We start from the raw sequence: 14,219 nt of genomic DNA, 5'->3' as shown, positions 1-14,219 counted from the left end.
CCCATGCAAGTCTCCAACGACATGTCGTTGATTTCGCTGGTCACGCACGCCAGCCTTCCCGTCCAGCTCATCATGTTGCTGCTGCTGGGCATTTCCATCATGTCCTGGACATACATCTTCGCCAAGCGGTTGGCGATCAAGCGTGCACACACGCAAACCCGCCGCTTCGAAGACGATTTCTGGTCGGGTGGAGATCTGTCGATGCTGCAACAGGCCGTCGCCAGCCGCCGTGAAGAACAAGGCGCCCTGGCCCGCATCTTCGATGCCGGCATGACCGAATTCCTGAAGGCGCGTCGTGCCAACACCAATGGCGACGTCAACACCATCCTGGATGGCCCGCGCCGTGCCATGCGTGCCGCTTATCAACGAGAAATGGACTCGCTGGAATCCCACCTCAACTTCCTGGCTTCGGCCGGTTCGGTCAGCCCTTATATCGGTCTGCTGGGTACAGTGTGGGGCATCATGCACGCCTTCATCGGCCTGTCGAACATGCAGCAGGCCACGCTGGCATCGGTGGCGCCGGGGATTGCCGAAGCGCTGATCGCCACTGCCATCGGTCTGTTTGCCGCCATCCCGGCGGTGGTAGCCTACAACCGCTACACGCACGATATCGACCGCCTGTCGATTCGTTTCGACAGCTTTGTCGATGAGTTCCTGAACATCCTCCAACGCCAGGTGCGCTAATGCCTTCGGTACGGTCGAACGGCCGCGCGGGCCGACGCATGAAGGCCGACATCAATGTCGTGCCCTACATTGACGTGATGCTGGTGCTGCTGGTGATCTTCATGGTTACCGCTCCGCTGATCACGCCAGGCCTGATCAACCTCCCGTCGGTGGGCCAAGCCTCGGACGTGCCTGCCACGCCGCTGGAGGTCCAAATCTCAGAGGATGGTCAACTGGCGTTGCGCATGCGCGAGGCAGGCGCCACGCTGCAAGACATCCCACGCGATCAATTGGTGGACCAAGTCCGTCAACGAATCACCGCTGAGACTCCTGTGGTCATTGCCGCCGACGGCAAGGTGCCCTACGAAACCGTGGTCAAAGTCATGGACGAGTTGCGCAGCAACGGCGTGACGCGCCTGGGCCTGCTGGTTGACCAAGGCGGCGCTGCCGCCCAGCAATCGACTCAGTCCGCACCACAGCAAACCAGAGGGCGCTGACGCGCTGGTGCGCGCCGCTTTGCCACATCATTTATGACCCCGCCTCTCTTTCGACACGACAGCACCGCGCCGCACTCCCCCGCCGCGCAGGACAATCGCAAAGCGCTGGGCCTGGCCATCCTGGCGCACGTGCTGCTGCTGATCGCCCTGATTTTTGGCGTTAGTTGGCATACTGAAAATCCCGGGCCGGTCCAGGTAGAACTATGGGCCAACGGCGATACGCCTAATTCGCGCCCTCCCGAAGAACAGCCCGACGAGCCTAAAGTCACCCCCGAGCCTCAGCCGCCCGAGCCCGAACCTGAGCCGGAGCCTGAACCCGCGCCTCAGCCCGAACCGGAACCGCAGCCCGCGCCTCAACCCAAGACGCCGCCACCGGTCGCACAACCCGATCCTCAGCCCGACCCCGAAATCGCGCTCGAGGCCGCGCGCAAGAAACGCGAACAAGAGGAAAAAGCCCGATTGGCCGCTGAAGCCGCGGCAGAAAAGGCCCGCCAAGACGAAATACGCAAACAAGCCGAGCTGAAGGAACAGCAACGCCTGGAGCAAGAGCGCAAGGAAGCAGAAGCCGAAAAGGCAGCCGCCGCGAAGAAGGCAGCCGCTGAAAAGGCCGCTGCTCAAAAGGCTGCGGCAGAAAAAGCCGCTGCAGAGAAAGCCGCTGCCGAGAAAGCTGCCGCACAAAAAGCGGCCGCGGAAAAGGCTGCTGCCGAAAAGAAAGCCGCCGCAGAGAAGGCCGCAGCCGAAAAAGCCGCTGCCGAGAAGAAAGCCGCAGCTGAAAAAGCTGCAGCCGAAAAGAAGGCAGCAGCGGAAAAGGCAGCCGCAGCGAAAAAAGCAGCCGCCGACAAGGCTTTGCGCGACGCCATGCGAGGCGATGCGCTGGGTGCTGCCGGCATCCCGGGCGGCACGGCCGACCGCAACCAGCGAGGCGGTGGTGGCAACGACAGTGGCTATGCCGCCAAGGTGCGCACCTGCGTACGCCCCGGCGTGGTTTTTGATACGCCTCCCCGTAGCGGTACGGCTAACCCGACAGCCCAATACCGGGTACAGTTGAGTTCAGACGGCAAGGTAACCGGCTTGAATCTGACCGGCTCGTCGGGCAACTCCGTATTTGACCGTGCGGTCGAAACGGGGATCCGCCGCTGCAATCCGTTCCCCAAACCCTCGACGGGCGCCTATCCGTCCGTTATCGACGTTGTGTACAGAATGTATGACTGACAGGAGATTGCTGATAATGACTCCCGCCTCCAGCCGCCCCTCGACCATGGGGCTTGCGCGTGCCTATGGCATGCTATTTACCCTGCTGACGGCAATCGCTCTGCTGGTCTGGCAGCCCGCTCACGCCCAATTGCGGGTTGATATCTCCGGGACCGGAGCTACACAGTACCCGGTAGCGATCGCCGACTTCGCCGTAGATGACGTGCATGGCCGCGCTATTGCGGACGTTATCCGCGCTGATTTGACCCGGACCGGCCAATTTCGCCTGATCAATGCCTCTGGCGCCGGGCTGAACGTCGACTCGCAGGTCAACTATGACGACTGGCGCAACAAGGGCGCGGATTTCCTGGCCTATGGCAGCATCACCCGTGGCGCCGATGGCCGCTACGACGTGCGCTACCGCTTAGGCGACACGATCAAGAAAGGCCAACTGGATGGCGTTGCCTTCTCCGGCAGCGAACAGGAACTGCGGCGCGTCGCGCACCAGATCGCCGACCGCATCTACGAAAAGATCACCGGCGTTCGGGGCGTGTTCTCGACGCGTATTGCCTACGTACTCAAGCGTGGCAACACCTACGAACTGCAAATTGCCGATGCCGATGGCCAAAACCCGCAAGTCGCCCTGCGTTCGCGCGAACCTGTCATCTCACCGGCCTGGTCGCCTGATGGCAGCAAGCTCGCTTATGTAAGCTTCGAATCGGGCAAACCTGTTGTTTATGTGCACACCTTGGCAACCAGCGCCCGCATCCCTGTTGCAAATTTCAAAGGCAACAACAGCGCCCCCGCCTGGTCGCCCGATGGCTCCAAACTGGCCGTGGCTCTGACCCGCGATGGTTTGTCGCAAATTTACATCGTTGGCGCTGACGGAAGCTCAAATATGCGCCGTTTAACGCGTTCTCCGGGCATTGATACCGAACCGATCTTTACGCCGGATGGCCGTTCTATTATCTTTACGAGTGATCGCAGCGGTGGACCGCAAATCTATCAAACCAGCCTCGACGGAGGCGATGCCCGTCGGCTGACTTTTAACGGTAGTTACAACATCTCACCCCGAATTTCCCCCGACGGTTCCACGCTGCTGTACGTTTCCAAACGCGACGGCTCGTTCCGCATCGCGTCATTACAACTAGCCTCTGGGAACGAAGCCCTGCTGACCGATGGTCGTGATGACCAGTCACCCAGCTTCGCTCCCAACGGCATGCAAATCCTGTACGCTGCTGTGCAAAACGGCCGCAGCGTGCTGGCAGGAGTATCTAGTGATGGACGTGTGCGGCAAACGCTCTCCGTACTGAACGGGGAAATACGTGAACCCACGTGGGGCCCTTTTACCCGCTAAACACGCATGACCCTTCTTTGCAAAGGAAACATCATGAAGACGCGCATTGCCAAAAGCTTGACCATTGCCGCCTTGGCCGCCACATTGGCAGCTTGCAGTTCGGTACCGCTAGATGACCAAAACGCTGGTTCGACCACGGGCAGCGGCACAGGTGGCTCGGCCTCCGGCCAGATCCTGGATCCGTTCAACCCGCAAAGCATCCTGGCGCAACAGCGCTCGGTCTACTTTGATTTCGACAGCTACACGGTGCCTGAACAGTACCGCAGCCTGGTGGAAACCCATGCCCGTTACCTGGCTTCGCACCAGCAACAGCGCGTGCAGATCCAAGGCAACACTGACGAACGCGGCGGCGCCGAATACAATCTGGCCTTGGGCCAACGCCGTGCCGACGCAGTGCGTCGCATGATGACGCTGCTGGGCGCCACCGACGCTCAGATCGAGACCATCAGCTTCGGCAAGGAAAAACCCCGTTCGACGGGCTCCACCGAAGCTGATTTCGCGGAAAACCGCCGCGCCGATATCGAATATCAGCGCTAAGCTTTTCGCGCACTAGCTCTGCCGCGCGTCGGAACGGTCAAGCGGCCGTTCCGACGTTTTTGTTTTTTGGACTCTGGAATTCCTCATGCGCGATAAAGTCTTGTCCTTACGTACCCTGGTCGTCACCGCCACGCTGGCCCTCTCTGCCATTGCAGCACCAGCTCATGCCTTTTCCGACGATGAGGCCCGTCGGGCCATTCTGGACTTGCGCGAACAAGTAAGACAACAAAACGAACAAAATCAACGCGCACGGCTGCAACTGGCGGATCAAATGCAGTCGATGCAACAGGAAATCACTCAGTTGCGCGAGCAATTAGAGTTGGTGTCGCGCCAACAGCCTAGCGGGCAGGCGAGCCATGGTTCGGCGAATCCGCCTGGAGCCACGGCTAGCGATCCCAGCGAGCAGTCGGCCTATGATGGCGCGATCGATCAATTCCGTCAGGCGCAATACCAGGACGCAGCTGATTCGTTCGCCGCGTTTCTCGCGTTGTATCCCAATAGCCAGTTGGCACCGACGGCCAAGTTTTATCTGGGCAGCAGCCGGTATGCAATCAAGGACTATAAGGGCGCTATCGAAGAGCTGAATCAACTCGTGCAGCAGACGCCGAACGATGCTCGGGCGCCGGATGCGTTGTTGGTGATCGCTGGTAGCCAGATCGAGCTGAACAATCGGGCGGGGGCCAAGGCTTCGCTGGAGCGGATTGTTAAGAATTATCCTAATAGCCAGGCGGCGGGGACGGCTAAGAATCGGTTGCAGTTGCTGCAGTAGCGGTTGGTGCTGGCATGGGGCGCTATTCTCTTGCTGGCCTAGAGGATATCTCTTAAGCCGCCCCTGCCGGGTGCCGGGAAGCCACGCCGGCCCTATCGCACGGACTCGGCCCATGACCAGGGGCCTCGGCCCGCTTCGCGGGCTAAATCCGCGCTCAACGGGCCGGCGTGGCTTCCCGGCACCCGACAGGGGCTCACAGTAGTGAATTGCTGAGGCTTCAGGCCTGAGGTATCACGACCCCGGTTAGTGTGCAGAGGCGATTAGCAACGCTGCAACGCCGATGATGATTAGCGCGATGCCTAACAGTTCTCGACGGCTGGTGGCGTGTGAGAAGACGCGGCGGGAGAGGATTTGGGCGAATAGAACCTCTACAAGACCCAGGGTACGGACATTCGCGGCAGCGGTAAGGGCGAAGCCGATGAACCAGCCCTGAGAGGCCGTGGCACCCAGCAGGCCGCCCCAGATGGAGGTGCGCCAGGCCGCCATGCAGGCGATGAGCAGGGTGCGATTGAAAAGAATCATCCAGACGGCCAGGATCAAGGTCTGTATGCCCAGGGACCACGCGAGCGTCCAGGTGGCTTGCAGGACAAAGCTGCCGCTGTCGAGCGTCAGAATCGCGCCCCGAAAGCCGATGGCGGAAAGCGCAAAGCAGGCGCCGGACACCAGGCCCAACAATGCCGGGCGCAGGCTGCCACGACCGGTGGCGGAGGCAGGATTGCCTGACATCAGGACGACGCCTAATGTGGCGAGAATGACGGCCAACACCCCTGTGATCGATAGCGGATCACCCAGGACTACGAAACCAAACAAGGCGACTTGGATCGGCTCGGTTTTGGTCCAGGCGGTGACGACGACAAAGGAACGCTCTCGCATGGCAGCGAGCATGAGACCGGTAGCTGCGATCTGCGCGACGGCGCCGCCGACGACAAAGAGTAGGAATTCTGAATGGATGCCGGGTAGCGGGCCGCCATCGATGGCAAATACGATGGCCAGGAACAGGAGCGCAAACGGAAATCCGAAGAGAAAACGAACTTGTGTTGCCCCCAAGGTACCCAGCGTAGCCGTTAGACTGCGCTGCACCGCATTGCGGCCGGCTTGAGCGGCGGCAGCCGCCAGGGTGGCGGGAATCCAGATCCAGGCCCAATCGGTCATTCTGGTGCTCTATCAGCTGCGGAAACGCGTAATGCCACGTCGGCCACGGGCGCGCCTGTCATAGCGGCCAGTTGTTGAGGACTCAGACGGAATACGGCGTGCGGATGGCCTGCCGCGGCCCACAAGGTGTCGTATTGAAAGAGATCCTCATCGAGCAGCATGACGGGTTTGACCGCATGACCGATCGGGCACACACCGCCGATGGCGTAGCCGGTCATCTCTCGGACGAAACGCGCATCGGCCTTGCCCAGTTCGCCCACGATCTCGGCAACTTTGGTTTCATCGACGCGATTGGCGCCGCTGGCGATGACCAATACCGGTGCATCGTCGGATCGACGCCGAAAGATGATGGACTTGGCAATTTGAGCAACCTCGCAACCGAGGCCCTGAGCGGCCTCGGCCGAGGTGCGGCCGGTTTGCGGCAGGATGACGATAGGATGCTCATGGCCCAATGATTGCAGCAATTGGGCCACACGCTGTGCAGATTCGGGTAAAGCAGAGGCAGATTCAGCTGACATGCTTGGCGATTCCGTGTGGTCGAATACATCGCGGCCGGCAATACGGCGCGAGGGCAATGAGTGTATCAGCGACTGGGGCGCAAAGACCTGAAACCGCCCGGAGCGCTAGAATCACGAGCTTGATTCCCTCCGTGCCCACCATGCGTTCTGAACCTCAACTGCCCCTGCAAACCACTTATATCAACGACTATGCGATGACCTACACCGAACACGGTCAGGGCACGCCGCTGGTTTTGGTGCACGGGTCATTGTGTGACTGCAGGTATTGGAAATCTCAGATGGGCCCACTGGGCCGGTCCTTTCGCGTGCTTGCCCCCAGCCTGCGCCACTATTGGCCGCAAGAGTGGGACGGCGGTCCCTTTTCCGTCGATCAACACGTCGACGACCTGCTGGCCTTTATCGAGACAGTCGGCGAAGGCGCAGCGCATGTCGTCGGCCACTCTCGTGGCGCCCGCGTCGCCCTCGAGGCCGCCCTGCGCGAACCCAGACGCGTCCGCACGCTGACACTCGCGGATCCCGGGCCATTGGCGCCCAACCCGTCCGCCGACGATCGTGGCGGCTTTCGTCAGCGCTCACTGAAATTGATCGACGACGGCGAACTGGATGCCGGCCTGGCGCTCTTTGTCGACACCGTGTCTGGCCCCGACACGTGGCGCCGCATGGTGCCTTGGTTTCAAGAAATGGTCCGAGACAATGCCACCACACTGCGTGGGCAGGCCACAGAAATGCTCAACTCGCTGAGCCGCGAACAAATCCAAAAGCTGGCCATGCCGCTGCTATTGATCGGCGGCGCACTCAGCCCGGCCCCCTACCCCGCCGTGCTGCAAACGCTGTCAGAATGGCTGCCCTCGGCCCACAAAGAGGTCATCGTGGGCTCGTCCCACGGCATGAACCTGGGCAACCCACGCGCCTTCAACAGTGCGATCGAGAACTTCTTGATCTGACACCGGCCACCCGAGGCGGATCCAGATCGATTGCCGCAGCAGCCTTTCGCTCCGCGCAGCCCCGAAAAATGCAACCCTCGGAGTACGTCCGGGGCCAGCCTTAACAACCGCCCGTCCACTGCCCGAGACTGGCCTTACAACCGTCCGCGTACTACTCGTGGCCAGTCACGACTGCGAGTCCCGGCTGGGTGCCAGGAAGGCGCGCCGCCCCGTTGAACAGCGGGAAGTCGCCGAAGGCGACCGAGGCCCCTGCTCATGGGCCGAGCCGCTGTGATAGGGGCGGTGCGCCTTCCTGGCACCCAGCCGGGACGTCTCGACAGCGACACTCGACGCCAGCAAACGCCTCCCCCAAACACCGCTCCCCACGTACGCAAAAGCCCAGCCCGCTCAACAGCAGCATCGCGCCCTACGTCAGCAAACTCCCTCCACACACCACAAAGCCGCCCCCCTTAACGCCCCCCACCATGCGCAGCAATAACCTGCTCCGCCACCTGATTAGGCGTCTCGGCATAGTGCTTGAACTCCATCGTATAAGTCGCCCGCCCCTGCGTCAGTGAACGCAGCGACGTGGAATAGCCAAACATCTCCGATAGCGGCACCTCGGCGCGCACGAGCTTGCCTCCGCCGCCCGCGATGTCCTCCATCCCCTGCACCATCCCCCGACGCGACGACAGATCGCCCATCACGTGCCCGGTGAACTCCTCTGGCGTCTCCACCTCGACCTGCATCATGGGTTCCAGCAGCACCGGCTTGGCGCGCCGCATGCCTTCCTTGAACGCCATCGAAGCCGCCATCCGGAATGCGTTTTCGTTGGAGTCGACATCGTGGTACGAACCGAACACCAACGTGACCTTGATATCCACCACCGGATAGCCCGCCAGCACCCCGGCATTCAAACTCTCGCGCACACCGCGGTCCACCGCCGGGATATATTCGCGCGGCACCACACCGCCCTTGATCGCGTCGACGAACTCATAGCCTTTGCCGGGCTCTTGGGGCTCGAGTTTCAGCACCACGTGACCATACTGGCCGCGCCCGCCCGATTGCTTCACGAACTTGCCCTCGACCTCGTCGCAGGTCTTGCGTATGGTTTCGCGATACGCCACCTGCGGCTTGCCCACCGTGGCCTCGACGCCGAACTCACGCTTCATGCGGTCGACCAAGATCTCCAGGTGCAACTCACCCATACCGGAAATAATCGTCTGGCCGGACTCTTCGTCCGTGCGCACCCGGAACGAAGGATCCTCCTGCGCCAACCGGTTGAGCGCCAAGCTCATCTTTTCCTGGTCGGCTTTCGTCTTAGGCTCCACCGCCTGAGAAATCACCGGCTCGGGGAACGTCATGCGTTCCAGAATGATCACATGCGCTGGGTCAGTCAGCGTGTCGCCCGTGGTGACCTCTTTGATTCCCACCGCGGCGGCGATATCGCCTGCATACACCTCGCTGATCTCGCGCCGTTCGTTGGCATGCATCTGCAATAGACGCCCCAGACGTTCCTTTTTGCCCTTGAGCGGATTCAACACCGAGTCGCCGGACTTAACCACCCCGGAATACACGCGGAAGAACACCAGCTGTCCCACGAAGGGATCCGTCATGATCTTGAATGCCAAAGCCGAAAACGGCTCCTTGTCATCCGGATGGCGTTCGATGTCGCGGTCTTTCTCATCGTGCCCCTTGATGGCGGGCACATCCACCGGCGACGGCAGATAATCGATCACCGCATCCAGCATGGCCTGCACGCCTTTGTTCTTAAACGCGCTGCCGCACAGCATCGGCACGATTTCATTGGCGATCGTGCGCTTGCGCAAACCACGCTTGATATCGTCCTCGGACAGGGCCTCGCCTGCCAGATATTTCTCCAGCAGTTCCTCGTCGGCCTCTGCGGCCTTTTCAACCATATGGTCATGCCATCGGCGCGCCACATCCTGCAGCTCGTCCGGAATATCGCGGTACTCGAACCGCACACCCTGACTCTCGTCATCCCAGATGATGGATTTCATCTTGACCAGATCGACCACACCTTGGAAATGGTCCTCGGCCCCTACCGGAATCTGAATCGGCACTGCATCGCCTCTCAGGCGATCGACGATCTGCTTTTGCACCCGAAAGAAATCCGCGCCGATACGATCCATCTTGTTCACGAACGCAATGCGCGGCACAGCGTATTTATTCGCCTGCCGCCACACCGTCTCGGATTGCGGCTGCACACCGCCCACCGCGTCGTACACCATACAAGCGCCATCCAGCACGCGCATCGAGCGCTCGACCTCGATCGTGAAATCGACGTGTCCCGGGGTGTCAATGATATTGATGCGGTGTTCAGGATAATTCCCCGCCATCCCACGCCAGAACGCCGTCGTCGCCGCCGACGTGATCGTAATACCGCGCTCTTGCTCCTGCTCCATCCAGTCCATCACCGCGGCGCCGTTATGCACCTCGCCCAATTTATGGGTGATCCCGGTATAGAAAAGAATGCGCTCAGTCGTCGTCGTCTTGCCCGCGTCGATATGGGCACTGATACCGATATTGCGATATTGATCGATGCGCGTTTTGCGAGTCATAGCCTTTCCTGGTGAATTCAATCCAGTGATGCAGCGCAGTCATAGACCTGCGCTCAAAGCATATTACGCCCACAAAATAACGCCCACCCCCTATAGCCCTATCCTCGCAATAGGTTTGCAAAAGGGCGCGTCAAGACGCGCCAAACCACAGCGAGGAGCGCACCCAACAAGACCGTTGAAAATCAAAAATCCGCAGGACAAATCAAAGCAGCCCGGCAAAACTCGCGACGATGGCATTCCCCCACCGCGAGCCGTCGTCCGCCGTGTAAAGGCCTCACCGGCCCGTAGAGCACGGATCCCAGTCCGCGCAGCGGACCGAGCCCCCTGCTAACGGGGCGAGTCCGTGCGATAGGGCCGATGAGGCCTTTACACGGCGGACGGCGGCGCCAAAAGAACGCCTCTCTCTCGCCAGCAAAAGCTCCCGTCCGGCCGCAACAAACGCCCCTTCGCCGCTCGTCGACCCGCCCCCCCCGCAAAAGAGAGAGGCCACTTTTCAACCCGAGAACGGCACAGAGCTCCTAGCTATTTCTTTTTTTCTTCTTTAACGCGATAAACCAGCACAGCACTGGTAGCCAAGGACAACACCTTCGCCGTCACGCTGCCCAGCAGCAAGCGCGACAACCCGCTACGCCCGTGGCTGCCAATAAAAATCAAATCGCATCCATTCTCGCTGGCCGCCTGCACAATCCCGTCGGCCACATTGAAATTGGACACCGCGCGCGAGTCGGCCTTGACGCCGGCCGTCTCCGCCCGCGCGAGGATCTGCTTCAGATACTTTTCCGCCTGCTCCGCCGACGCTTTCTCGTAGTCTTCGTCAGTGATAGCGTAGGCCGCAGCCATCCCATCAAATCCGATGGTGGCAGCAAAAGGCTGTGTCACATGCAGGGCAACGACCTCGGCGCCGACGGACCGGGCAAAGCAGATACCCGCATTGGCGGCCTGAGCCGAGAGCGGGGAGCCGTCGGTAGGAATCAAGACTTTCTTGAACATAATGCCTGCTCCTGTCTGCTAGTAGGAAATGCCATGCTACCGGAAAACGCCGGCCGCAACATTGCGGGCTTTCCGCAATATTTGATGCCGATCAAGGAAGCTGCTGCGAGGCAACGAACAAATTCGTGCAACGCGTACCGGTACGGCAATATGCCAACACCGGACCGGGCAGCGTGCGCAGCAACTCCGCAAATCGGACCACATCATCAGCGGTCATCGCACTGCCGACCACGGGCTGGTACTCCACCTGCAGCCCCGCTTGGCGCGCCGCAGCGGAAACATCCGCAGCCGTAGGCTGGTCGGGGCCGCCCTCATAGTCGGGACGATTGATGATCACACTCTTGTAACCCGCGGCAGCCACTCCCGCCATGTCTGCAGGCGACAACTGCGGGGCCACCGCGAACTGCTCAGTCAATGGGCGAATTTGGACGTCAGACATGAAGATTTCCTCGGGTAAATACGTAGAAAGAAAAAACGGTCACAGTAAGCAATCAGTATAGGGCGTCTGGACGGACCTAGGCCGCCAAGACTGCAGACAAGGCCGGCCAAATTCCCGGCGTGTCCACCATCGAAACAGAGAACCGCAACATGGTCGAGGGCGCCTGAGAAGGCGAAAACAAACTGCCGGGTGCCAGCAACAGGCCGCGATCGGCCGCCGTGCGGGCCAGCACCTCGGCATCACGGCCGCAATCCGCCCAGACAAACATTCCGGCGTGCGGCTCGTGCGGCACCGTCATTCCCAACGACGTCAGTTGGGCCAGGCACTGTTCACGAGCCGCATTGACGCGCGCGCGCACCCGTTCGACGTGCCGGCGATACTGGCCCTCGATCAACACCCGATGCACCACCCGCTCGCCCAATTCAGGCGTCGTCAGGCCTGCCAGCATTTTCAGATCCCCTAGTCTGCGCAACACCTCGGCATTGGCCGCCAGGTAACCCACGCGCAAACTGGCTGCCAGCATCTTGGAGAATCCGCCGGCCAGGATGACGCGGTTCAGCCGGTCCAACGATGCCAACTTGACGGCGCCGCCGGGATGTAATTCCCCGTACGTATCGTCCTCGACCACCCAAAAATCGTGCCGCTCCGCCAAACGCAAAATATCGTACGCAGCGCCCGCCGACAGGGTATGGCCGGTCGGATTGTGCACCGTCGTATTGGTGATGAATAAACGCGGCTTATGCAGCGCCGCGAGCCTGTCCAGTTGTTCCAGATCCGGGCCATCCGGCCCTCGGGGCACCCCGATCAAGCGCGCGCCAAACGCCGCCAAGCGCCCAAAAATCACGAACCAGGCGGGATCCTCGACCAGCACGGCGTCGCCTGGTTGCACGAAATGCCGGCCGACCAGATCCAGGCCATGCGTGACACCGTTGGTGGTCAGCAGATTGTGTTCGGGATGAGCAGGCACGCCCTCGGCCTGCAGACGCGACGCCAACTGTTGACGCAGCGGAGCGTATCCCTGCGGCGAACCATAGGACACCAGATTACCGCGTACAGAACGCCCGACGGCACGGACAGCGGCCGAGACCATGTCCGGATCCAGCCAATCCGCCGGCAAAAGACCCGCGCCCCCGGGCATGGACGAGGTCGTGGGCTCGCGAAACATGCTCCGCAGCAACCACGTCACATCAATGCGGGCCGGCGGCGCCAAGGAATCTGGCTTGGCAGCCTGCTCGGCGCTCAGCGGCTCGCGACGCGCGCGCACAAAAAAGCCTGCCCCACGGCGCGACTGCACCAGACCGCGCGCGACCAGGCGATCGTAGGCCTCGACGACCGTGAATCGGCTGACGCCAGTCTGCTCGGCCATCGTACGAATGGACGGCAGCCGGGTTCCCGGACGCAGACCTTGGTCATCGATACGGCGTGCAACGTCGTCGGCCAACTGGGCCACCAGCGTGGCATCGGCCTGACGCACCGGCCGCCAGTTGGACGTAGGGGGAGATATTTCAACTGTCATGGTTGTTTTACCAGGCCAGACATCAAAGTGAACTGAAAAAGTGTATAGGTACTGTACCGCTTTATTTGCGTAGAGTGTGGGAAATCACAACGTTCACCTACGCCTGCCGAAATCATGTCGCGCCCGACCACTTATGCTGTGCCCGCCCCTGCCGCTTCGCCACTCTGGGAGGGTTATAGCTACGGCCTGATCGGGGTATTGGTGTTTTCTCTCACCCTGCCCATGACGCGGATTGCCGTGGCTGAGATGTCGCCACTGTTGATCGGCCTGGGGCGCGCGCTGGTGGCGGCTGTACCGGCCGCCCTGCTGCTGTGGCTGGGCCGTAGCCGGCTGCCGAATCGCGACGAGTGGCGCGGAGTGGTTCTGGCCGCCCTGGGCATTGTCGTCGGGTGGCCACTGACCTCAACACTGGCCATGGCCACCGTGTCGTCCTCGCACGGCGCAGTCTTTAATGGATTGCTGCCGCTTTGCACGGCGATTTTTGCAGCGTGGCGCAGCGGCGAACGCCCGTCGGGCGCATTCTGGGGCTGGGCCGGCGCGGGAGCTATTCTGGTCATGACTTATGCGTTGCGCCAAGGCCATGGCAGCCTGCAGACGGGTGATCTGTGGCTATTGGTGGCCGTCATCCTCGGCGGCATGGGGTACGCCGAAGGCGCCCGGGCCTCGCGCACCCTCGGCGGCGCACGGACGATTTGTTGGGCGCTGGTCATCAGCGCACCTGTCCTGGCCGTTCCCGTCATCTGGATGGGCGTGGATCTGGTCACGACCAGCGGCTGGCCCGACATAGGCGTCCTCGGCGCATTTGCCTATCTGGCGTTCGGGTCGATGTTCCTGGGGTTTTTCGCGTGGTATCGCGGCTTGGCGATTGGCGGTATCGCGCGCGTCGGGCAGGTACAACTGTTGCAGCCCTTTTTGACCGTATTGGCCGCTGCGTGGTTGTTTCATGAGCCGGTTGAGCCGATGACTTTTGTGTTTGCGCTGGCTGTCATTGCCATCATCGCAGGCGGCCGCCGCGCTATCGTGAAAAAAGCAGCTTAGCACCTAGCACCTAGCACCTAGCACCTAGCACCTAGCACCTAGCACTC

Annotated in this window: 14 protein-coding genes; 8 read left to right on the top strand and 6 right to left on the bottom strand. The window is 61.2% G+C overall.

Annotated features, from left to right (window positions below; genetic code table 11):
• Positions 1 to 3 precede the first annotated feature (3 nt).
• From tolQ to ybgF, 6 genes are all read left to right on the top strand, one after another.
• Positions 4 to 684, top strand: a complete 681-nt coding sequence (gene tolQ / locus CAL20_RS04445; protein WP_094819867.1) for a protein TolQ — start codon at positions 4 to 6, stop codon at positions 682 to 684.
• Complete coding sequence (tolR, locus tag CAL20_RS04440; protein WP_094837285.1) at positions 684 to 1,160, top strand: protein TolR; 477 nt, start codon at positions 684 to 686, stop codon at positions 1,158 to 1,160. Before tolQ ends, tolR begins: the two co-directional genes overlap by 1 nt.
• Before the next feature lie 33 nt (positions 1,161 to 1,193).
• Positions 1,194 to 2,372, top strand: a complete 1,179-nt coding sequence (gene tolA / locus CAL20_RS04435; protein ID WP_094837284.1) for a cell envelope integrity protein TolA — start codon at positions 1,194 to 1,196, stop codon at positions 2,370 to 2,372.
• 16 nt (positions 2,373 to 2,388) lie between these two features.
• Positions 2,389 to 3,708, top strand: a complete 1,320-nt coding sequence (gene tolB / locus CAL20_RS04430; RefSeq protein ID WP_094819864.1) for a Tol-Pal system beta propeller repeat protein TolB — start codon at positions 2,389 to 2,391, stop codon at positions 3,706 to 3,708.
• 33 nt (positions 3,709 to 3,741) lie between these two features.
• Positions 3,742 to 4,245: a peptidoglycan-associated lipoprotein Pal gene (gene pal / locus CAL20_RS04425; protein WP_094819863.1), complete on the top strand. Its 504-nt coding sequence runs from the start codon at positions 3,742 to 3,744 to the stop codon at positions 4,243 to 4,245.
• Positions 4,246 to 4,330: 85 nt separating this feature from the next.
• The gene (gene ybgF, locus CAL20_RS04420) at positions 4,331 to 5,014 is read left to right on the top strand and encodes a tol-pal system protein YbgF (RefSeq protein ID WP_094819862.1); all 684 of its coding nucleotides are present in this window, start codon (positions 4,331 to 4,333) and stop codon (positions 5,012 to 5,014) included.
• 243 nt (positions 5,015 to 5,257) lie between these two features.
• On the opposite strand, the gene CAL20_RS04415 is transcribed toward ybgF, so the two are convergent.
• Positions 5,258 to 6,166 carry a DMT family transporter gene (locus CAL20_RS04415; RefSeq protein ID WP_094837283.1) on the bottom strand — a complete coding sequence of 303 codons (909 nt, stop codon included), beginning with the start codon at positions 6,164 to 6,166 and terminating at the stop codon, positions 5,258 to 5,260.
• Positions 6,163 to 6,684: a YbaK/EbsC family protein gene (locus tag CAL20_RS04410; RefSeq protein WP_094819860.1), complete on the bottom strand. Its 522-nt coding sequence runs from the start codon at positions 6,682 to 6,684 to the stop codon at positions 6,163 to 6,165. The genes CAL20_RS04415 and CAL20_RS04410 overlap by 4 nt, the downstream gene beginning before the upstream one ends.
• Before the next feature lie 140 nt (positions 6,685 to 6,824).
• Between CAL20_RS04410 and CAL20_RS04405 the strand changes: the two genes are divergently transcribed.
• Positions 6,825 to 7,628 (top strand): alpha/beta fold hydrolase, encoded by an 804-nt coding sequence (locus CAL20_RS04405; protein ID WP_094837282.1) that lies wholly within the window; start codon positions 6,825 to 6,827, stop codon positions 7,626 to 7,628.
• A gap of 449 nt (positions 7,629 to 8,077) precedes the next feature.
• On the opposite strand, the gene fusA is transcribed toward CAL20_RS04405, so the two are convergent.
• The 4 genes from fusA to CAL20_RS04385 all read right to left on the bottom strand — a co-directional run bounded on the left by fusA (position 8,078) and on the right by CAL20_RS04385 (position 13,092).
• The gene (gene fusA, locus CAL20_RS04400; protein WP_094837281.1) at positions 8,078 to 10,189 is read right to left on the bottom strand and encodes an elongation factor G; all 2,112 of its coding nucleotides are present in this window, start codon (positions 10,187 to 10,189) and stop codon (positions 8,078 to 8,080) included.
• 522 nt (positions 10,190 to 10,711) lie between these two features.
• A complete protein-coding gene (locus CAL20_RS04395) occupies positions 10,712 to 11,179 on the bottom strand; it encodes a universal stress protein (RefSeq protein ID WP_094819857.1) in 468 nt (155 codons plus the stop codon).
• 91 nt (positions 11,180 to 11,270) lie between these two features.
• Complete coding sequence (locus tag CAL20_RS04390; protein WP_094819856.1) at positions 11,271 to 11,618, bottom strand: TIGR01244 family sulfur transferase; 348 nt, start codon at positions 11,616 to 11,618, stop codon at positions 11,271 to 11,273.
• A gap of 76 nt (positions 11,619 to 11,694) precedes the next feature.
• Entirely contained in the window at positions 11,695 to 13,092 is a 1,398-nt protein-coding gene (locus CAL20_RS04385) for an aminotransferase-like domain-containing protein (RefSeq protein WP_094837280.1), read from the bottom strand.
• Positions 13,093 to 13,248: 156 nt separating this feature from the next.
• On the opposite strand from CAL20_RS04385, the gene CAL20_RS04380 reads away from it, so the two are divergent.
• Positions 13,249 to 14,172, top strand: a complete 924-nt coding sequence (locus CAL20_RS04380; RefSeq protein ID WP_094837279.1) for a DMT family transporter — start codon at positions 13,249 to 13,251, stop codon at positions 14,170 to 14,172.
• Positions 14,173 to 14,219 lie beyond the last annotated feature (47 nt).

This window comes from Bordetella genomosp. 4 (assembly GCF_002261185.1).
Taxonomy (GTDB): domain Bacteria; phylum Pseudomonadota; class Gammaproteobacteria; order Burkholderiales; family Burkholderiaceae_B; genus Bordetella_A.
This window is presented reverse-complemented; position numbering and strand designations above follow the sequence as displayed.

Excerpts from the sequence above, each read along its gene's own strand:
- tolQ (WP_094819867.1), top strand. The coding sequence starts at position 4 with ATGCAAGTCTCCAACGACATGTCGTTGATTTCGCTGGTCACGCACGCC.
- tolR (WP_094837285.1), top strand. The coding sequence starts at position 684 with ATGCCTTCGGTACGGTCGAACGGCCGCGCGGGCCGACGCATGAAGGCC.
- tolA (WP_094837284.1), top strand. The coding sequence starts at position 1,194 with ATGACCCCGCCTCTCTTTCGACACGACAGCACCGCGCCGCACTCCCCC.
- tolB (WP_094819864.1), top strand. The coding sequence starts at position 2,389 with ATGACTCCCGCCTCCAGCCGCCCCTCGACCATGGGGCTTGCGCGTGCC.
- pal (WP_094819863.1), top strand. The coding sequence starts at position 3,742 with ATGAAGACGCGCATTGCCAAAAGCTTGACCATTGCCGCCTTGGCCGCC.
- ybgF (WP_094819862.1), top strand. The coding sequence starts at position 4,331 with ATGCGCGATAAAGTCTTGTCCTTACGTACCCTGGTCGTCACCGCCACG.
- CAL20_RS04415 (WP_094837283.1), bottom strand. The coding sequence starts at position 6,166 with ATGACCGATTGGGCCTGGATCTGGATTCCCGCCACCCTGGCGGCTGCC.
- CAL20_RS04410 (WP_094819860.1), bottom strand. The coding sequence starts at position 6,684 with ATGTCAGCTGAATCTGCCTCTGCTTTACCCGAATCTGCACAGCGTGTG.
- CAL20_RS04405 (WP_094837282.1), top strand. The coding sequence starts at position 6,825 with ATGCGTTCTGAACCTCAACTGCCCCTGCAAACCACTTATATCAACGAC.
- fusA (WP_094837281.1), bottom strand. The coding sequence starts at position 10,189 with ATGACTCGCAAAACGCGCATCGATCAATATCGCAATATCGGTATCAGT.
- CAL20_RS04395 (WP_094819857.1), bottom strand. The coding sequence starts at position 11,179 with ATGTTCAAGAAAGTCTTGATTCCTACCGACGGCTCCCCGCTCTCGGCT.
- CAL20_RS04390 (WP_094819856.1), bottom strand. The coding sequence starts at position 11,618 with ATGTCTGACGTCCAAATTCGCCCATTGACTGAGCAGTTCGCGGTGGCC.
- CAL20_RS04380 (WP_094837279.1), top strand. The coding sequence starts at position 13,249 with ATGTCGCGCCCGACCACTTATGCTGTGCCCGCCCCTGCCGCTTCGCCA.